Consider the following 20009-nt stretch of genomic DNA (forward strand, 5'->3'; position numbering starts at 1 on the left):
ATAGAGACAACAAATATTATGGTGGAGCAAAGTATTAGAAAAAGTATAATAAAAAAATGATTAGTTTCCATAAAGGTATTTGATTTATATTACACAATAATCGCAGCAATCCATACAAATTGCTGCGATTAATTTTAATTCTTATTTACTTCACTTCCTCAAAATCTGCATCTTGAATAGTGTCGTCCTGCTTTGGTTGCTCTTGCTGTGCCTGCTGACCTGCGTCTGCTCCCGGCTGTGCACCTGCACCTTGATACATCTGTTGGCTGGCTGCCTGCATCACGGTGTTGAGGTTGTTGATAGCCGTGTCGATTGCAGCAATGTCGGCTGCCTTGTGGGCGTCCTTGAGCTGTTGGAGGGCTGACTCGATAGCGGGCTTTTGGTCGGCCGGTATCTTGTCGCCGTTGTCCTTCAAGAAGTTCTCGGTGGTGAAAATCGTTGAGTCGGCTTGGTTGAGCTTGTCTATCTTCTCGCGCTCTGCCTTGTCGGCTGCTGCGTTCTGCTCTGCCTCTGCTTCATTCGGTTGATTTCTTCTTCGCTCAAACCGCTCGATGCTTCGATGCGTATGCTTTGTTCCTTGCCCGTAGCCTTATCCTTTGCCGATACACTCAGAATACCGTTGGCGTCGATGTCGAATGTTACTTCAATCTGTGGTTCTCCACGACGAGCAGGGGCTATGCCTGTGAGGTTGAACTGACCGATGCTCTTGTTCTGCGCTGCCATCGGACGTTCGCCTTGAAGCACATGGATTGTTACTTCGGTTTGGTTGTCGGCAGCTGTCGAGAATACTTCGCTCTTCTTACAAGGAATGGTAGAGTTGGCATCGATGAGCTTTGTCATTACGCCGCCCATTGTTTCGATACCGAGTGTCAGCGGAGTAACGTCGAGCAACACAATGTCGCCCACGCCGCTTTCCTTGTTAAGGATAGCACCTTGAATAGCTGCACCTACGGCTACCACTCGTCGGGGTTCACACCCTTTGAAGGTTCTTTGCCGAAGTAGTTCTTCACCAATGTCTGTACGGCAGGAATACGGCTCGAACCACCTACGAGGATTACTTCGTCGATGTCTGACGTAGAGAGCTTCGCATCGCGAATTGCGTTCTGACAAGGTACGAGGCAAGCCTGAATGAGGTTGTGTGCCAACTGTTCGAACTGCGCACGCGTCAAAGTCTTTACCAAGTGCTTCGGTACGCCGCCTTCAGCCGTGATGTACGGCAGGTTGATTTCGGTAGAAGTAGTGCTCGAAAGTTCTATCTTAGCCTTTTCGGCAGCTTCTTTCAAACGCTGCATAGCCATCGGGTCTTTGGTAAGGTCGATACCTTCGGCAGCTTTGAAGTCGTTTGCCAACCAGTCTATGATAACTTGGTCGAAGTCGTCGCCACCCAAGTGGGTATCGCCGTTTGTAGACAACACTTCAAACACGCCGCCACCAAACTCAAGGATAGAAATATCGAATGTACCGCCACCAAGGTCGAACACGGCAATCTTCATATCCTTATTTGCCTTGTCTACACCGTAAGCCAATGCAGCTGCTGTAGGCTCGTTCACGATACGCTGAACATTCAAGCCTGCAATCTGACCGGCTTCCTTTGTAGCCTGACGCTGTGAGTCGGAGAAGTAAGCAGGAACCGTGATAACAGCGTCTGTTACTTCCTGTCCGAGATAGTCTTCTGCGGTCTTCTTCATCTTCTGAAGTATCATGGCAGATATTTCCTGCGGAGTGTATTTACGGTCGTCAATCTGTACGCGTGGATAGCCACCTTCGTCTACAACCGAGAATGGCACACGTGCAGCTTCTTTTGCACATTGTGCGTAAGTTTCGCCCATGAAACGCTTAATAGAGTAAACTGTTTTCTTGGGATTTGTGATAGCCTGACGCTTTGCAGGGTCGCCAATCTTGCGTTCGCCACCTTCAACGAAACCTACGACAGAAGGTGTCGTGCGCTTACCTTCGCTATTTGCGATTACAACAGGCTCGTTGCCTTCAAATACTGAAACACAAGAGTTTGTTGTTCCTAAGTCAATTCCAATAATCTTTCCCATAATGTATATTTTTTTGTTTTTATTATTATCAATTCCGTTATGCTTCTGTTTTTTCAGTTGCATTCGCTTCATTAATTACAAACGATATGCCAATGGGAGAGAACTGACAGATTGGCAGAGACGGCTGCTGTCGTTTCTTTTTAGCATAAAAATGGCTGTCTTTAACCCAAGTGGCAAGAGACTGCCAAAATAGGTGAAGTATCTTCGTCATCAAATTTCTACACCGAACTCATGTTGTTTATGGACGAAAAGAAGGCAATAAATACGTAAATATTTTTCGCAAGCGTAGCTACGGTTTAACTATCTATGTGTCAGCGCATTATAAAACCTATTGTTTTGCGTTCCAAAACCGTAGGTTTTGCACGGTAAAAGCGTAGGTTTTGCAATGCAAAACAGCCGCTTTCGCAATGCCAAAGCGCAGTTATCATTTTTTAAGGGAATTATCATTACAAAATAAGCGTAAATTAACTTGCTTGATTTAGTGCGAATAATTTGCTCATTCCGAGAAATTTTCGGAACTTTGCAGCCAAATATTATATGGCTATGCTTACTATGTTTTTACACATTAAATATTTTGAGCTTTAATTTTACCGACAGATAATATAAATAATTAAACCTATTAAAAGATGAATAAGATTTTATCAAAAAACCTTACGCGCTATCTGTGTCTGACAGTAGCCGTTCTTCTTTCTGTTTCAGTTACTGCGCAGAAAGACTTTTCTTCTATCCGCACCGGCGTAGATGTCGCAGATGCAAAGATTATTGAGAGTGGAGTTAAATCTTTCAAAGAGATAGAAAAAGCACTTCCAAGGCGAGCTAACAGCTTCGACGACGACAATCCGGACCATCATGCAACAACAGGTTGGGGCTTAAATTACGAATATTACAGATACACCTACCCCAGCATCAACACCAAAGGCGAGCCGGTAACGCTGACAGCCTTAGCAGCAATGCCAACCGAATATAAAGTTCCTATCAGCAACATTATTTTGGGTTGCCATATTACGATAACCGATAATAAAAGCACTCCTTCAGAATACATAAAGAGCGGAGATTGGAAAAGCGACGTAGGTATGCTGATTATGCACGCAAGAAGTAAAAGTGCTTCAGAGCTGGCATACAACTGCTTGGTGATATTGCCGGACTATCAAGGATACGGAATAACACAAAACGACGCTCATCCTTATTTGGCACAGGAAATAACAGCCCGACAGAGTGTTGATGCTCTCCGTTACGGTATCGAACTATACAAAAACAGCAAGAAAGGACGTGCTAAAATAAGAGACAACTGGAAAACCATCTGTGTAGGCTACTCTCAAGGAGGCTCGGTGGCTATGGCTTCTCATAAGTTTATAGAAACCAACTTTCTCGATAAAGACCTTCAGTTGGGTGGCTCGGTATGCGGAGATGGTCCGTACGACCCTATCGCTACGTTGAAATTCTATATCACCGAAGATAAAATATACATGCCCGTAGCTCTTCCTCTTATTATAAAAGGTATGCTCGACTACAATCCTTACATGGGAAGGCACAACATAAAAGATTACTTCAACGAGAAGTTTCTCAATACAGGAATACTCGATTGGATTGAGAAGAAAGAAAAAGATACCGAGGAAATACAAAAGGAACTAAAGAAAATATACGACTTCAAAAAAGATGCAAAGGGAGAATATATAAAGGTATCCGAAATATTCACTCCCGAAGCATTTGCCTTTATGTCTAAGAAGGTGAAAGGAGAGGCAACGGAGAAAAATCCTAAGTTTGACGACTTGTACACAGCCTCAACCGTTAATAATCTTACAGAAGGTTGGAAACCCAAATACCCTATCTATCTTTTCCATTCCAAAGTAGACGAGGTTGTGCCTTTGAGCAATGCGGAGAGTGCTTACCAGAAAATGAGAACCGACGATAATCCTAACATTATCAAATACACCTACGTAGAAAAAGGCGGACATGTAAAGAGTGGAAGTACTTTCTACTTCGCACTCTTTGGCAAATGCTACGAACAACAAGGCGTAGAAGCCATTGCAGGCGGCGAGGACGCATGGAAGAAATTTAATCCATAACAGCATTAAACATCAAATTATATATAATCTTCAACACTGAAAGAAATGAAAAAACAACATATATTAATATTTCTAATAGCAGTATGCGCACAGCTTTCTGCCTTTGCCTCTGTTTTAGAAAAAGAAACGCTCGTAAAAGGTACAGCCAAACTGAACGGAACAGATATTCCTATTTGGTTTAACATTACAGGAGAAAGCACCGCAGAAGTTGGAAACGGCAAGAATGCAGCCATCAGTCAGTACGCTGCGGGAAAGCTTATCATTCCTGCTTCGTTCACCAACGCTACCGAAAACCGCCAATACAAGGTTACGAAAGTCGGCGATTTTGCATTCAGTCTTTGCGACAAACTGACAGAAGTAGTACTTGAAGAAGGAATTACGGAGATAGGCGAACAGACTTTCTTCGGCTGCAACGCCCTGCTGACCATCGGCTATCCTGCTTCGCTGACAACCATAGGCAGAGGTGCTTTCAGAGGCTGCAGAAACCTTAAGCACACCAATCTGCCTGAAAACCTTGCCACAATCGGACAGGAAACCTTCGCAGAAAACCAATTCGCCGACAACAAAATAGTTATTCCCAACAAGATAACAACCATTCCGCTTGCTTCGTTTGAAGGCAGCAAACTGCAAATCGTGGTATTGCCGCCTTCGCTGACAAGCATTGAAGAAGATGCTTTCCTACATTCTGAAGATTGCGACTTCTATATGTTCGACGGAAAAACAGCACCAACGGTAAACGAAAAGAGCGTCAATCTGAAAGGGCATTGGTATGCCACAAACCCTGAAATCTATACCGCAGACAACTTCTGCAAGGGTCTGCTGCCCGTCAGTGCAATGCTTCCGCAGAAGGAGTTTATCGCAGAAGGCATTACCTACAAAGTGCTGAAAGAAGGAACATACCCCGGCATCTTCACCGCTTCGGTTCACAAGAAAAGCGACGAAACAACTTGGAGCCACACTTTCGCCGAACTGAAAGAGAACGTATTCAACAATTCTTTCGCAGGCAAGTGGAAACCAACATTCCGTGTAAACGGTATAACGCCGGACTTCTTTGCGGGTGAGGGCATAGAAAAGCTACACCACATTGCCCTGCCGGCAAACATAGAGGCAGCACAAGCCAAGAATGCGTTTGCGCAATGCAAGGCTCTCGTATCTCTCGACTTATCGAAGCTGAAGCCATTGGCGAAGAACGAAAGCGACGAACTTTTAAGCAATCTGCCCGAAAACACCGTGGTGTATGCGCCAAAGGGACAAACCGAAGCGCATCGTGCCTATAATACGGTTCTGACAACAGACAACGGAGAACGCCGCACAAGCCATTTCAAAATGAACATTGACGACAATTTCAACGAGTTGGCAATGAAAGGAAACATGAAGTACGACCTTCCCCATAAGTTTATGGCAGACAAAGCCACCTTCTATCGCTCTTCTTTCCAAAACAAAAAGAAAGAAACGCTCGTGCTGCCCTTTACTGCAAAGCCAAGCGGAAAAGCCTATGCGTTCGATAAGATGCAAGGAGAGAACGGTGCAGAACAAACCATTCTCTTCTCCAAAGAAGAGCAAATGCAGGCAAACAAGCCCTATATTTACGTATCTGACGGAGAGGTAATCTCGGGTGACAACGTGGAAATAAATCCGCAAACAGCCGAAACAACACCATCGGAAGCCACAAACCTATACGGCGTCTACGAGGCTGATTTCATTAAAAACATAGCAAAAAACCTACAACTTCAAGGTACAATATACGTTTACAGCTCTGCGGGAAACACGGGGAAAGGTGCTTTTGTGCGAGCCGGCGAAACTGCAAAAATCACTCCTTTCCACGCATTCTTCCACCTAAACAGAAACAATTCTGAAACAAAGCTAAACGTTTCGTTCGAGGGAGAAGAGCCAACAGAAATCGACACCCCATCGGCAAGCAACAGCAACGACAACAACGCTTGGTTCAACCTGCAAGGAATAAAGCTTAATGGCAAACCCAAGAAGGGCATTTATATTCATAATGGCAAGAAAAAGATAATATGATAATCCGCTATCATACCACCAAATTCTAACAAGAATAAAAGCTGGCAAGTTTCGCCAACCTTCTTGCATATATAAAATTGTACAGCGGTTATGCGCCTTTCAGCACATAACCGCTGTTTTTGTATGCAAAGTACACAAATTTTCATTAATTCCTATAACGAACTGCGGACGTATTTTCTTGATGCTCGCTTTATACTGTAACATCTGTATTCCGCTCATAGTTACGATGAGGGTCAGTGCCCTATCTGATATACAAGGCAAGAGTGCTTCCGGTAATTCACTGGTTATTATTGAATTGGCAAATAACCTCTAACTCTACATTTGTACAACCTATTTTCTTCTAATACTTCATCATTTATCATTTTTACTTTTGGGGAAGTCTAACAATTTCCGTTTCTTCTTTTCTACAGTTTTAATACTTTCTACCGTCGGTAATTCCTCGGGCATGGTACCACCGAGTTCCTTTATGGTTTGACGAACTTTTGCACCAACTTCATAGTGCGTCTTATTTGCGTGTTGTTTCCCTTTGATATTTTCACGCCGTAGTTTTTCTTCTGTCTGGGTAGCACGGAAAAGATTTGCTGCAAGCTCCGTACTTCCCATATGATCCAATATCTTTTGGCTTTTCTTTGATCCCTTGCAAAGGTGAATATCATTTGCAGTCATTCCACCATACAAGCCTTTGTAGCCCCAATTTTGAAATATAGCATAATCACGATTGTCTATAACACCTGCATCTTTTGCTGCACTTGCCAAAAGCGAATTGTGCTTCAGCATCTCTGTGCGCAAAAACAAGCGTTTTTCTTCTTCGTCTGTCAGAGTTTGATATTCTGACATTTGTTGAACCTCAGCTATACGAGTCTGTATAGCAAAATAAGTCTGCCCTTGTGCAACTATTGTTTTGCTTGGATCTGCATTCTGAACTATCAGATAACAAGCATATCTGGAAAGTTTAACAGAATCGACCGAACGCTCTGCCCCTGAACCAATCTCAACCATTTCGAGGATATCCTCGAAATGGTCTTCTATGCGTTGACCGCTATTTTCGCAGGCAAGTTTAGCTTTATCAATGACTGGGAGGAAATGTCTATACTCAGTGTATTCCAAAACCTTCCATAAAGTACGTGAAGTCCAGTATTCAATATTGTTCTTATCAACATGCTTTATACTCTCGAATAAGGACATTGTTTTCTTTGTAAGCCTTGTACTCATATCTGATTTATTCAATTTCTATTGTTTATACAGCCTTGCGGCAAGCTGCTTCATTAGGCAAATATTTGTTAAACTCAAAACTTTCATAAACTTTACTATTTTATAAATGCGTTACGAAGGTAGTAATTTTGGCAATGACTGCCAAGTAGAATCTTAGTTATTTTCAGTAAAAGGTGGAAATAATCACCTCAACAAATAAGAGAACAGATACTTTCACCAAAAAGTATTCTTACTTTCCACACACATCGGCAGAGATTTGGCAAGATTAAACAAAAGAGGTTGAACACAATAAAAGCACCTATCTTTTCAGATAGATGCTGAATATCAAGAAAGCCAACAAGCCTAATACAACTGTTGAATGCTTCTTTTATAATTACATTTGCCTTATCTTATAAAACAAGACTGACAATATGATTACCAATCTTCGGTTTCATTGCCAACTACTCCATTCTTAACGGCTTCTTCTATCTTATCTATTATAACGTTAGAATATGCATGAGCCATAATAAGGGCTTTCGCAGAGGTTTTCTTATGGCTGTCTCTTCTTGCAAACGGATAGCAATTGTCCAAGAGCCACTTTTCTTGTACCATTGGTGCAATTGTACTTTCCAGTGCGCCCAAAATACCGTCCCCATACATTACGTCTACATTGTAGTATGGTACAGTGTATGTAACTCTGACCTTACCATCTTTTATATCGGTCTTGATGATTGATGTAAGATGTATTATGTATGAGTTTAGCCCGCCTGTATGAGAAGCAATGGCATCTACATACCCTTTAGCAATAATCACACCTGCGTCCTTGTCATTTAGCTGAATAACAGACTTACCACTTCCAAAAGTATTGGTGTACCAATAGTTAAGGATTACGTAGAGTTGCGTTTTCGTTTTGTTTGGCGCATCGATAACTTGTGTATAGGTCAGCGCATTGTTCTTGTCTAATTGCAACTGACCAGCAAGATTCTTCGCTGCATCAGTCCATCTTGTACCATACCTTCTTTTAGCATACTTTTCTAACTCTTCCGCCCTCATAATTTGGGCATTTACACAGACTGCCAATAAGAGCATTACAGCACACAAAAATAGTTTTTTCATCTTTATCTGAATTAAGTTTAATAGTTCCGATTTTCCTTTGCCAATAGACAAGGCATAAGCTTTTGTCATACGCCTCACGGTTTACCAAAAGCTACAATTGTATATAGAAAAACCTGCAACCGTATGGTACAAGTAGCAATAACAATTGTTTTACTCTTTCTTGCGTGGTGATTGTTAGGCTATTGAGCAAATAAAACATAGTATTTCCAAAGAAACACAATGCAAAGATAATGAATTTATTTTAAAATGCTGTTAAAAAAACAATATTCTTTCGGTATAAGAGCAAAAGTATTCTTTTGCAAACGTACAGCAGAAAAACTATCACAATAATTACAGAATACTATTTAAACAAAAGGATAATAATGATTTAGCTCTTAATTTCTTTTCTCCGTAGAATTACTTACACGTAAATAAATATTTCTTTACGTGTATGGAAATTATTATTTACGTGTAGAAAAATATTTATTTACACGTAAATAAATTGGCTGTGTGTCGCAAATAGGGGAACACATTGACTATCTTCTACGTCTTTTGGGCTTTTTTATATAATTCTATATATTAAAATATTAGAGAAAAAAAAAGGAATAGACGATATATATCGTCTATTCCTCGTTAATAGTTCTAATTACTTCAATTCTTCAAACATTCTGTTCTGCTTGAACAATAATTCTATTTCTCAATCGCTGCAACGCCCGGCAATACCTTACCTTCGATGGCTTCGAGCATCGCACCGCCACCTGTTGAAACGTAAGAAACTTTGTCTGCCAAGCCAAACTTGTTTACGGCAGCTACCGAGTCGCCACCACCAACGAGCGAGAACGCACCGTTCTTCTGTGTAGCTTCGGCAACATACTTTGCAATTTCGCCTGTACCGTGAGCGAAGTTCTCGAATTCAAACACACCAACAGGACCGTTCCAAAGGATAGTCTTTGAGTCGAGAATAATCTTCTTCCATGCTTCAAGACTTTCAGGGGCTGCGTCCATTCCTTCCCAACCGTCAGGAATTTGGTCGATAGGAAACTCTTTGCGTTCTGCATCGTTAGAGAACTGTTGTGCGCAGATTGTTGCAGCAGAGAGCGAAAGGTTTACGCCCTTTTCTTTTGCCGCTGCCATTACGTTCAATGCTTCGGGAATCAGGTCGTCTTCGTGGAGCGACATACCTATTTTTCCGCCTTGTGCTTTAATGAAAGTGTAGCCCATGCCGCCGCCAATGATAAGGTTGTCTACCTTGTCGAGCAGGTTTTTAATGACGCCGAGCTTGGAACTAACCTTCGAACCTCCGATAATGGCAGTGAAAGGGTGTTGCGCGTTCTTCAAAACGTTGTCGATTGCGGTTACTTCTTTTTCCATAAGGAAACCCAGCATCTTGTGTCCGGCATCGAAATAGTCGGCTATAACAGCTGTTGAAGCGTGCTTGCGGTGAGCTGTACCGAAAGCATCGTTCACATATACGTCGGCGTATGAAGCCAGCTTCTTTGCGAAATCAGCCTGACGTGCCTTCATTTCTTTCTTGGCAGCGTCGTATTCCGGTGTGCCTTTTTCCACACCAACGGGCTTGCCTTCTTCTTCAGCGTAGAAACGAAGGTTCTCCAACAAGAGGGCTTCTCCGTTTTTCAATGCTGCAACTTCGGCTTCAGCGTTGCCTGCGTCCTTGGCAAATTTAACGGGCACGCCGAGTGCGTCGCTTACGTTTTTCACTATCCGGCTCAATGATAGTTCAGCCTTCACCTTGCCTTTAGGCTTACCCATGTGGCTCATCATAATGAGTGCACCACCGTCAGCAAGCACTTTCTTCAAAGTTGGTAAGGCACCACGGATACGTGTGTCGTCTGTTACATTACCATTCTCGTCCAATGGCACATTAAAATCCACGCGAACAATTGCTTTCTGTCCGGCGAAGTTGAAATCATTAATCTTCATCTGAATTGATTTTTATATTATTATAATGAATACATTCCTACGGCAAAAATACGAAAAAATATCTTATTAGGAAAACGAAATACAATCTTTTTTGTAATTTTGCAGTAACAAACTGACATAAATGAAAGATTCTATCATCATCGTTAGCGGCGGACTCGACTCCATTACGCTCTTATACGACAAGGCTGAAACCATAGCCTTAGCCGTTTCGTTCGATTATGGGCAGAACCATGCCGGCAAGGAATTGCCTTTTGCGGCGTTGCATTGCAAACGCTTGGGCATACGCCACATTGTTATTCCTTTGCAGTTCATGCAACAATACTTTAAGAGTTCGCTCTTGGAAGGGTCGGACAAAATTCCCGAAGGGCATTACGAAGAGGAGAATATGAAATCGACGGTTGTTCCATTCCGCAACGGCATCATGCTTGCCATAGCGGCAGGCATTGCCGAAAGCCACAATCTCAGCCGCATTTACATTGCCAATCATGGGGGCGACCATACTATCTATCCCGACTGTCGCCCCGATTTTATCGACGCCATGACTGCTGCCACCCAAGCCGGCACGTTCAACAACACGCACATAGAAGCTGCTTTTACCAACATAACCAAAGCCGATATAGTACGCATCGGTACAAAACTCGGCATCAACTATGCCGAAACGTGGAGTTGCTATAAAGCGGGCAAACATCATTGCGGTAAGTGCGGCACTTGCATCGAACGGAAAGAAGCCTTCGGCGAAGCAGGATTGGCAGACCCAACGGAATACGAGGAATAAGGCAAAGCAACCGACAGACAGGAATAACAAAAAGGTTTCTGCCACCAAGCAGTGCTTTTTTACTTTGAAAGAACCAACACATTGTTTTATTACACAACATGAATTAAAAATAAACGAGAGTATAATAATGGGAGAAATTACACAAAAGCAGGTTTTCAGAGAGATTAAAAGTTTATTAATTATTGCCATTGCCATATCCATAGGGTGCTTTGGGTGGTGCGCATTCGTATTGCCTCATAAAATTCCAATCGGCGGTGTTGCCGGTCTTTCATCGGTACTTTATTGGGGCACGGACATTCCTGTGCAAGCCACTTATTTTGTTCTGAACATATCATTATTATTGGTAGCACTGAAAATCTTGGGCTGGCGGTTTTGCATTCGCACTATTTTTGCCGTAACAGTGTTTACCATTGCCAGCACCATATTTCAAGATTTAATGGCCGACAAGACCTTATTCCCCGATGAACCTTTCCTCGCCAGCGTTATTGGCGGCGTACTTTTAGGTTTCAGCACGGGCATAGCCTTGCAATACAACGCCAGTACGGGCGGTTCAGATGTAATTGCATCAATGATAAACAAGCACCACGATGTATCGTTGGGTAAGATTATATTGGGTTGCGACCTTATTATTATTACCTCCGGCTACTTGGTTCTGCACAATTGGGAGAATATTATATATGGCTATATCACACTTTTCATTATGACGGCAGTAGTCGATTATGTCGTCAATGGTATGCGCGGCTCGGTTCAATTCTTTGTTGTTTCCGACAAATGGAAGGAAATTGGCAATGCCATCAACAGCGATGTGGAGCGCGGCTGTACGCTTATCGACGCCCGCGGCTTCTATACGGGCAAGGAATTGGGTATGCTTTTCATACTTGCGCGCCGTTCCGAAACCCGCGATATATTCCGTGTCATCGACGAAATAGACCCCGAAGCCTTTGTTTCGCAAAGCGCAGTAAACGGTGTTTATGGCATTGGGTTCGACAGAATGAAGGTGGGAAAACGCAAAAAGATAGCCGATGATAGCACAAAAGTTAATGAAAATCAGTAACTTTGCCGTATGAATTATGATGAAATAAAGGATAAACGCATTGCGGTACTGCTTTCCGGCGGTGTCGATAGTTCTGTTGTTGTCTACGAATTTGCACGGTTAGGGCTTACCCCCGACTGCTTTTATATCCGCATCGGACCCGAAGAAAAAGAGGAATGGGACTGCAATTCGGAAGAAGACGTAGAGATGGCAACGGCTGTGGCGCGGCGTTATGGCTGCCGATTCAATGTGATAGACTGTCATAAGGAATACTGGAGTCAGGTAACGAAGTACACGATGGAGAAGGTGCGTGCGGGTTTCACACCCAACCCCGATGTTATGTGCAACCGTCTCATTAAGTTCGGGGCATTCGACGAGAAGTGCGGGCACGATTACGACTTGATTGCTACAGGGCATTATGCGCAAACAAAATGGATTGACGGTAAGAAATGGCTCTGCACAAGTCCCGACCCGGTGAAAGACCAAACCGACTTTCTTGCACAGATATACGACTGGCAACTCAAGAAAGCCATATTTCCAATAGGGCATTATGCAAAAAACGAGGTGCGCGAAATAGCCGAACGCGAACATCTTATCAATGCAAAGCGTAAAGATTCGCAAGGCATTTGCTTCTTGGGCAATATCGACTACAACGAGTATGTGCGCCGCTATCTTGGCGAACAAGCAGGCGATGTTGTTGAACTTGAGACCGGAAAGAAGATAGGACAGCACAAAGGGCTGTGGTTTCACACCATCGGACAACGCAAGGGCTTGGGCTTTGGCGGCGGTCCTTGGTTTGTTGTAAAGAAAGATGTGGCTGCCAATGTGTTGTTTGTCAGCCACGGCTACGACCCCGAAACGGCGTACAAGAAAGACTTTAAGGTGCACGGCTTGCATTGGCTCACCGAAACGCCACGCCCCGAAGCAGGCGACAGCGATGCTGAAACAGCCGGACGTATTTCCATTTGCTTTAAAATCAGGCACACTCCGGAGTTCCATAAGGGCTGTTTGGAGTTGCTTTCTCCCAATGATGACAGCGAGAAAGCAGAAGCCATCGTACATTCCGAAGACAAGATACACGGTGTAGCACCCGGTCAGTTCTGCGTTATTTACGACAAAGACCACAATCGCTGCTTCGGTTCGGCAGAGATTACAGTATAATAGAAAAGCGCAAATACGGAGTGCAGATACGTCTGCACGCTTTTTCTATTGCACACTTTCACAATTGTCCTTATAAAGTTGTGGGATTAAAGTTTTTTATCTATCTTTGCAAAATCGTCCGGTCGGGCAGTTATCTCTGCATTTTCGGCACAGATAGAAACTGTCAGCGGCGACCATCAGAATACTATTAATACAGAAAAATCTAAAAGTTACAAACAAATTCTATGAACAAAAAGACTTTAATGGTCTGTGGTTTGATGGCTCTTTCGCTTTCAATGCAGGCACAGACAAAAGGCGGCGGAATTGACAAGCAGATGATGGAGAAAATCACCGCAGGGCATTCTTCAACTGCCAACCGTGCGCTTGCGAATGCTATTGCAACAAACGCTATCGACAATCTTGCTCGCAACTTCAAGAAAGCAGGCGATTTCGACACTCATTTCAGCGTTGAAACAACCAAACAGAACATTCACGACCAAAAGAGTTCGGGACGTTGCTGGCTCTTTACAGGACTGAACGTGTTGCGTTCCAACTTTGCACACAAGCACAAGGACAGCCTTCGTGTAGAACTTTCGCATGTTTACCTGAGCTTCCACGACCAATTGGAAAAGTCTAACCTTATGCTTCAGGGCGTTATTGACAATGCCAACAAACCCATAAACGACCCTATCGTGCAGTTCTTCTTTAAGAATCCTATTAGCGATGGCGGTACTTTCTGCGGTGTTTCCGACCTTGTAGACAAGTACGGACTTGTGCCGATGGAGGTAATGCCGGAGAGCTATTCAGCCGAAAACACCTCTCGCATGGCGTCAATCATTTCTTCCAAGCTCCGCGAATATGGTTTGGAATTGCGCAAAATGGTAGCCGAAAAGAAGTCGGCAGCAGCCATTAAGGCACGCAAGACAGAGATGTTGGGCAACATCTACCGCATTCTCGTTCTCGCATTGGGCGAACCGGTAAAGACCTTCGAGTATGCTTTCAAGGACAAGAACGGCAACAGCGTTGGCAAACCAAAGACATATACCCCACAATCGTTCCGCGACGAAGTGGTCGGACGCAAACTCAACGGCACTTTCATCATGGCGATGAACGACCCACGCCGTGAGTACTACAAGACTTACGAAGTGGAATACGACCGCCATACCTACGACGGACACAACTGGAAGTACATCAACCTTCCGATGGAAGACATCGCAAAGATGGCTATCGCTTCCTTGAAAGACGACACAAAGATATATTCAAGCTACGACGTGGGCAAGCAGTTAGACCGCAAGCGTGGCTACTTGGACTTGGACAACTTCGACTACGGTACACTCTTTGGTACATCTTTCCCAATGAACAAGGCAGAACGCATCTCTACATTCGATAGCGGTTCTACCCACGCCATGACACTTTCGGCTGTAGACCTCGACGAGAACGGACAGCCAAAGAAGTGGAAGGTGGAAAACAGCTGGGGACCAACAAACGGGCACAACGGCTGTCTGATTATGACAAACCCTTGGTTCAACGAATACAGCTTCCGCCTTGTGGTAGACAAGAAGTATGTTCCCGAGAACATCTTGAAGGCAGAACAGCAAAAGCCTATCATGGTAATGCCTGACGACCCTTTGTTCCAAGAAGACAAATAAAACAATCCGCATAAAGGAGTGTAGGGCGTTTGCCCATATAAATACTTTCCTTTTTTACTTCAAATTCTATCATATTTGCCCTTGCTCGTACCATCGAGCAAGGGTTTTTATATTATAATGTACGCACGTAAAAAGTTCAGTTGAAAGGTATAAGATAAAGAGTTGTTTTTCTTTTTCTCACTGGAGGCAGCCGTTAAACCCCAATCGTTCATTAGGACGCATTTGCTTGGATTTGTTATTACCGTCATGCTTCCTTACTGCTTTCGTCCGCTTGCCGGCATCTGCGCAGCCATTACATCTCGACGTAGCCCGCTACGCCTTCGATGAAATGCCGGCACATCTGCTCAACAATCGAACAAAAGCAGTCAAGGACGCTAATGAACGATTGGGGTTTAAAAAACTTTTGCCTTGTAAAGATAATTCCGAAGCAAAATGATAATTTCGATTGGGCATTGCGAAAGCGGCTGTTTTGCAACGCAAAACCTACGCTTTTACCGTGCAAAACAGCCGCTTTTGGAATACGAAACAATAGGTTTTGTAATGCGCTGATAAAAAGTCAGTTAAGCAGCAGATATTCCTCTTAAAAGTATTTACGGTTTTGTTGTTTATTTTCTGCTTATATAATGGGGAAAGTATGTTCGCTTTTCATATACCTTTGATGTAATATTTTTAGTGTTGTTACTTTTCTATTATTCTATTTTGTTGCCGTTTTAAAAGACTGATATATCGTGTTTGGTAGTCTTAAAGTTTCCTAAAAAGGCTGCATTTTCCTTACAAAACTACTATCTTTGCTTTTAAAATACATGAACTTATGCGAAGAATAGTTTTTCTTTTATTCCTCTATTACTGCACTGCAGCGAGTCTTTATGCCCAGCAACGCCTATCTTTGCCCGATGCAGATGCCATCGGTTACGACGAAGACGGCTATTGGATTGAAGTCTATACAAAAGTTGGCAACGACCGTTATACCCGAAGATACCTGCGGAAAGAAGTAAAAAAAGCAAGCTTAGACAAAACTTCTGAAATGGGAATGATAGGTTGGAACTTAAGCTCTGTAGAGGATACGCTAAGTAGAAGTGGTATTGAAAAGGAAGGACAACGTTTAGTTCATGCCGACAGTCTGCGCGCCATATCTCTCGAAGACTATGTTGGCAAGACGTTCGACATTAACGAAGACGGCAAATGGAAGCGTAATGCAGTAAACTCGAACTATGTTTTGAAATTCCTACGATCCGACCTTGCTTTCGTTCAACAATTGCGTTACACCGACACAAAAAAGTATGACTACGACAATTCTACTACTTCTATCTTTGTTCCAGACTCGGTTACAACATGGCGAACCAAAAACTCTGAGCCATTGCTTCCGCTTGTTTTGGAGCTTAAAGGAGGCAAAAACGTTTTACTTTTCTCCTATAGATCATTCGATTATATGTTGCTTCCAACTATTAAAAGCGACCAGTTTGTGAAAATTTTTCGCAGACACCAACCTGCAGAACTAACAGTAGCAGGAAATAAATACGATGCTGCTGCACCCTACGACTTCTGGAGATTTAATATTAAAGGCTTCTTTGGAGTTAAGAAAACAGCAGCAGGCAGATGCCAATTGGTAAACGCTTTCGGCGAAAATGTATTGAAACAAGATTACGATAATATTGTCTATGTAGATCGTTTTATTATTGCAAAGGCAGGCAATTCGGTTGATGTGTACAACCTTTATCTTAAGAAGCTCAACTTAGGGACTATTATGGCTGCGTATGAAATACCTAATTGTATAATTGGGTGCGTAAATGTGCTGAACAGAAATGGTGCTTTCTACTACAACGAAATGGGGATAAAGATGAAGAATCCTTGGAAAATACGACTTGGAGTTTGCGGTACTGTACCTGTTTGGACATATAGTTTGCTAAAGAAACGTGAGCAACACCAGCTGAAATACTACACTGGTGGACCCGGTGTAACGTGCGAAGAAGACAAACGTTACGTGCTTTCAGACTGCCAATCTTCTGACTCTGTTACCTTTCTTAATGGTAAAAAGGAGTATAGTTGCAATGGAAACAGTTGGATTCTTGGCGATACCAGTGTGTGTCCGGAATGGATAAGAGTAGGAAGAAATGGCAAATTCGGCATTCTCGCCTACGATTATAAACAGCCAAACAATGTGAAGCCTAAGAAAGGTACGAAGGATTATGGTGGTTGGAAAAGACCATTAGAGACTTATCCTGTGCAGATTCTAAAAGGTAAAACTATTCTTCCGATGATCTACGATTCTATTATTGTACGCAACGATGGGTCTATTTATTTATACAAGGATGGCAAAGTGGGACTCTATCCGCGCGACAAGGCACCTGTGTACGACGAGTTAGAACAGAACACTTGCTACTTTTACCATATTGTAAAGAATGGTGTAAGTGGCTGGCTTGACATCAAAACCAACGAAGAGTATTTTCTTCCATCACTCCGCCAATAGGTTATGGCTGGATAAAGACAGATAACAACCGTTCCTTAACAAACAAATACAGTGTTCAGAGAAGTTTATAACTACTACTTTGAATGCTGTATTTGTTTGCAAAAAGGCTTTTTCTGACAAGAGAAACACATTGTTAGTTTTTCCCGGTTCTTAGATATGGGTTTTCAAATAGGTTAAAACCAAGATTGTGTCTGTAGTTATCTCTGCTTTGCAAACTGTAATTGAATGTCATTTTCCGGGCATTTGGTCTTTTTGTACCGTTGCTATGTTAAGAAAGCCATATAAGAAAGCTAACTCGGAATAGCTGCAACACCATATCAATAATGTAATCAGCCTATTTTATTGCTAAATATCGACTGTTTCGGAATAGCTGCAACACCATATCAATAATGTAATCAGCCTATTTTATTGCTAAATATCGACTGTTTCGGAATAGCTGAAACACCCTTTATTTATAATGTTCTAACCCACCCGTTTTTATCTTTTACAAGCGTCATTTTTGCAGTAAGGTTGGTAAAAAACTCTGCAGAAACCGAGCGGGCACGGAGGGTTCGCACTTTCGGGAAGTTGCGGAAATAGGCGTCTTGCGTAATATACCAACAGAAATTTCTTATCTTCTCCACTCTTTTTATTTGTCTTTCCAAATCTGCCAACATTGTGCGGGCTACGGAACTAAGCAGGTGTGAGCCGTCGTTCATTTCTATTGCCAGCACCAAATAGGTTTCCGTTTGGTTGCTCTTGCGTGGCGCATAGTCCGTCATTCGCTTGCTTACGGTAATGTCGCGGTGGTAGTTTCGGTTTATTTCCTCCATTCTTTGGCGAAACAACGTGCCGTGTGCCGATGTGTCTTTCAGGTTTTTGTATGCTATTTCGTAGTGTATCATTTCGTGAATAAGGGTGTCTTCGATAAGCGAAAGCGGCACATCGTAGTAGTTCGACACCACAATGGTGAAACTGCGGTGTGTCTTTCCCCATATTTTTTGTATGCGATGGTGCATCGAACCCAACCTCCGTTTGGCATTAGATACCCTCAAATTAGGCATGGGAAGGGCGTTCCCGAAGATCTCTTCGTTGTATTTTCTGAAGGTTTCTTGAAGAGACGCTACTGTAATTTCCATTATTCTGCGGTTTGTTTCCGGCTCCAGTTCACCAAATAAAGGTGTTCGGTGGCACGTGTAAAGGCTGTGTAGAGCCAGTGAATATAGTCGGGTGTAAGCATTTCGTCGGTCATATAACCTTGGTCGAGATAGATGTGCGCCCACTGTCCGCCCTGTGCTTTGTGGCAAGTAACGGCATAGCCGAACTTTATTTGCATGGCATTGAAATACCGGTCTTCGCGCAACTGCTTCATGCGGTCGGCTTTCCGGGGTACGTCGGCATAGTCGTCCATTACGTTCTGAAAAAGTTTGTCGTTCTGTTCCCGTGTCAGTGCGGGGGCTTCCGTTGCAAGCGTGTCGAGCACAACAACCGTGTCTAACTCGGTATTGTCGTAATCGGGAAACTCCAAAGCGACGTCGGCAAAGCGGAAACCATACAGTTCGCGCACATTGCGCACACGCCGCACCACGGCATGGTCGCCGTTGGCAATAAACGAAATATCGGTGCTGCGGTCTTTTTCCAAGTATTTGTTCTTCACTACCATTACCAAATCGCCCGTTGTAAGTTCTTCTTCGCGTCCGAGAATGGTGTTGCGAATGCCTTGATTGAAGATGTTTGCCCGCTTGTTCGACCGTGTTATCACCATTGTTTCGTCTATTCCCACTGCCGAATAGCTCGATGCAAGGCTTTCTATGAGTTCGTTTCCCTGCACAATGGATATGTCGGCAAACCCTTTCAAATGTATTCGTGGTAGCTGTGTTGCCGTGTTGTGGGTTATCATCTCGCGAATGGCGGTGGCATTCCACAGTATTCCCGAATGCTGACTTTGGCGCAATACTTCGTTTAAATCGCATTCGTAGACTTGCAAGCCGTATGCTTTCAGCACGTCGGCACGCAACGCCGGACTTTCCTGTTCGCCCACCGGGGGCAGCTGTGCCTTGTCGCCGATGAGCAACAGACGGCAATTTGCCCCGCTGCTGTAAACATATTGCACCAAATCGTCGAGCAATCTGCCGCTGCCAAAAACGGTATTGCTTTGCGAAAGACTAATCATCGATGCCTCGTCCACCATAAACAGCATGTCGCGGAACATGTTGTTGTTCAGCTGAAACTGACCGTCGGCACCGTTGAAAGCCTTCTCCCGATAGATTTTGCGGTGAATTGTCGAAGCTGCCAAGCCGGCATTGAGCGAGAAAACCTTTGCCGCCCTGCCCGTAGGTGCAAGCAACGACACCTTAATGCGCAATCGGTTCACGGCTCTTACAATTGCGCCGGCAAGCGAAGTCTTGCCCGTGCCGGCACTTCCGCGCAGTATCATCACTGCGTTTTCGCTTCTGTCGGTCATAAACCGAGCAAAGGTTTGCAAGGCGTTCCGTTGGTCTTGCGTGGGTTCAAAGCCGAAGTCGTGCAGTATTTGGTAAACCAATTCGTCTTGTATCATGCCTTAATGTGTTTCTTTCTCGCCGTGCAAAGTTAGCCATTTT

At 43.5% G+C, this 20009-nt stretch carries 13 protein-coding genes and 1 pseudogene; 8 read left to right on the forward strand and 6 right to left on the reverse strand.

The features are described 5' to 3' along the window. Positions 1 to 145 precede the first annotated feature (145 nt). Positions 146 to 2117 (reverse strand): annotated as a pseudogene (dnaK, locus tag JCM15124_RS13840) (molecular chaperone DnaK). Positions 2118 to 2671: 554 nt separating this feature from the next. Between dnaK and JCM15124_RS08365 the strand changes: the two are divergent. Both JCM15124_RS08365 and JCM15124_RS08370 read left to right on the forward strand, forming a co-directional pair. After that, the gene (locus JCM15124_RS08365) at positions 2672 to 4111 is read left to right on the forward strand and encodes an alpha/beta hydrolase (RefSeq protein ID WP_024999063.1); all 1440 of its coding nucleotides are present in this window, start codon (positions 2672 to 2674) and stop codon (positions 4109 to 4111) included. A 45-nt stretch (positions 4112 to 4156) separates the two neighbouring features. Further along, positions 4157 to 6136, forward strand: a complete 1980-nt coding sequence (locus JCM15124_RS08370; RefSeq protein ID WP_024999064.1) for a leucine-rich repeat domain-containing protein — start codon at positions 4157 to 4159, stop codon at positions 6134 to 6136. A 351-nt stretch (positions 6137 to 6487) separates the two neighbouring features. Here JCM15124_RS08370 and dinD read toward each other — a convergent pair whose 3' ends face one another. From dinD to JCM15124_RS08385, 3 genes are all read right to left on the reverse strand, one after another. Further along, positions 6488 to 7363: a DNA damage-inducible protein D gene (gene dinD / locus JCM15124_RS08375; RefSeq protein ID WP_232220140.1), complete on the reverse strand. Its 876-nt coding sequence runs from the start codon at positions 7361 to 7363 to the stop codon at positions 6488 to 6490. A 399-nt stretch (positions 7364 to 7762) separates the two neighbouring features. Further along, a complete protein-coding gene (locus JCM15124_RS08380; protein WP_024999066.1) occupies positions 7763 to 8443 on the reverse strand; it encodes a DUF4468 domain-containing protein in 681 nt (226 codons plus the stop codon). Positions 8444 to 9112: 669 nt separating this feature from the next. Then, the gene (locus JCM15124_RS08385) at positions 9113 to 10363 is read right to left on the reverse strand and encodes a phosphoglycerate kinase (protein WP_024999067.1); all 1251 of its coding nucleotides are present in this window, start codon (positions 10361 to 10363) and stop codon (positions 9113 to 9115) included. Positions 10364 to 10484: 121 nt separating this feature from the next. Between JCM15124_RS08385 and queC the strand changes: the two genes are divergently transcribed. The 6 genes from queC to JCM15124_RS08415 all read left to right on the forward strand — a co-directional run bounded on the left by queC (position 10485) and on the right by JCM15124_RS08415 (position 17427). Beyond that, positions 10485 to 11138, forward strand: coding sequence for a 7-cyano-7-deazaguanine synthase QueC (gene queC / locus JCM15124_RS08390; RefSeq protein ID WP_024999068.1), 654 nt, complete (start codon positions 10485 to 10487; stop codon positions 11136 to 11138). 127 nt (positions 11139 to 11265) lie between these two features. Beyond that, positions 11266 to 12192 (forward strand): YitT family protein, encoded by a 927-nt coding sequence (locus JCM15124_RS08395; protein ID WP_024999069.1) that lies wholly within the window; start codon positions 11266 to 11268, stop codon positions 12190 to 12192. A 9-nt stretch (positions 12193 to 12201) separates the two neighbouring features. Continuing rightward, positions 12202 to 13332: a tRNA 2-thiouridine(34) synthase MnmA gene (gene mnmA / locus JCM15124_RS08400; protein ID WP_024999070.1), complete on the forward strand. Its 1131-nt coding sequence runs from the start codon at positions 12202 to 12204 to the stop codon at positions 13330 to 13332. Between the two features lie 224 nt (positions 13333 to 13556). Further along, positions 13557 to 14960: a C1 family peptidase gene (locus tag JCM15124_RS08405; protein ID WP_024999071.1), complete on the forward strand. Its 1404-nt coding sequence runs from the start codon at positions 13557 to 13559 to the stop codon at positions 14958 to 14960. 232 nt (positions 14961 to 15192) lie between these two features. Beyond that, on the forward strand, positions 15193 to 15396 hold the full coding sequence (locus tag JCM15124_RS13845) for a hypothetical protein (RefSeq protein ID WP_198019131.1): 204 nt from the start codon (positions 15193 to 15195) through the stop codon (positions 15394 to 15396). A 375-nt stretch (positions 15397 to 15771) separates the two neighbouring features. Next, entirely contained in the window at positions 15772 to 17427 is a 1656-nt protein-coding gene (locus JCM15124_RS08415) for a hypothetical protein (RefSeq protein WP_024999072.1), read from the forward strand. Between the two features lie 452 nt (positions 17428 to 17879). On the opposite strand, the gene JCM15124_RS08420 is transcribed toward JCM15124_RS08415, so the two are convergent. After that, the gene (locus tag JCM15124_RS08420) at positions 17880 to 18545 is read right to left on the reverse strand and encodes a SprT-like domain-containing protein (RefSeq protein WP_024999073.1); all 666 of its coding nucleotides are present in this window, start codon (positions 18543 to 18545) and stop codon (positions 17880 to 17882) included. Beyond that, positions 18545 to 19966 (reverse strand): ATP-dependent DNA helicase, encoded by a 1422-nt coding sequence (locus tag JCM15124_RS08425; RefSeq protein ID WP_024999074.1) that lies wholly within the window; start codon positions 19964 to 19966, stop codon positions 18545 to 18547. The genes JCM15124_RS08420 and JCM15124_RS08425 overlap by 1 nt, the downstream gene beginning before the upstream one ends. Positions 19967 to 20009 lie beyond the last annotated feature (43 nt).

It is taken from the genome of Prevotella falsenii DSM 22864 = JCM 15124, from assembly GCF_000613945.1.
In the GTDB taxonomy this organism is placed as follows: Bacteria; Bacteroidota; Bacteroidia; order Bacteroidales; family Bacteroidaceae; genus Prevotella; species Prevotella falsenii.

Excerpts from the sequence above, each read along its gene's own strand:
- JCM15124_RS08405 (WP_024999071.1), top strand. The coding sequence starts at position 13,557 with ATGAACAAAAAGACTTTAATGGTCTGTGGTTTGATGGCTCTTTCGCTT.
- JCM15124_RS08385 (WP_024999067.1), bottom strand. The coding sequence starts at position 10,363 with ATGAAGATTAATGATTTCAACTTCGCCGGACAGAAAGCAATTGTTCGC.
- JCM15124_RS08370 (WP_024999064.1), top strand. The coding sequence starts at position 4,157 with ATGAAAAAACAACATATATTAATATTTCTAATAGCAGTATGCGCACAG.
- JCM15124_RS08395 (WP_024999069.1), top strand. The coding sequence starts at position 11,266 with ATGGGAGAAATTACACAAAAGCAGGTTTTCAGAGAGATTAAAAGTTTA.
- JCM15124_RS08365 (WP_024999063.1), top strand. The coding sequence starts at position 2,672 with ATGAATAAGATTTTATCAAAAAACCTTACGCGCTATCTGTGTCTGACA.
- mnmA (WP_024999070.1), top strand. The coding sequence starts at position 12,202 with ATGAATTATGATGAAATAAAGGATAAACGCATTGCGGTACTGCTTTCC.
- JCM15124_RS08380 (WP_024999066.1), bottom strand. The coding sequence starts at position 8,443 with ATGAAAAAACTATTTTTGTGTGCTGTAATGCTCTTATTGGCAGTCTGT.
- JCM15124_RS08420 (WP_024999073.1), bottom strand. The coding sequence starts at position 18,545 with ATGGAAATTACAGTAGCGTCTCTTCAAGAAACCTTCAGAAAATACAAC.
- JCM15124_RS08425 (WP_024999074.1), bottom strand. The coding sequence starts at position 19,966 with ATGATACAAGACGAATTGGTTTACCAAATACTGCACGACTTCGGCTTT.
- JCM15124_RS08415 (WP_024999072.1), top strand. The coding sequence starts at position 15,772 with ATGCGAAGAATAGTTTTTCTTTTATTCCTCTATTACTGCACTGCAGCG.
- queC (WP_024999068.1), top strand. The coding sequence starts at position 10,485 with ATGAAAGATTCTATCATCATCGTTAGCGGCGGACTCGACTCCATTACG.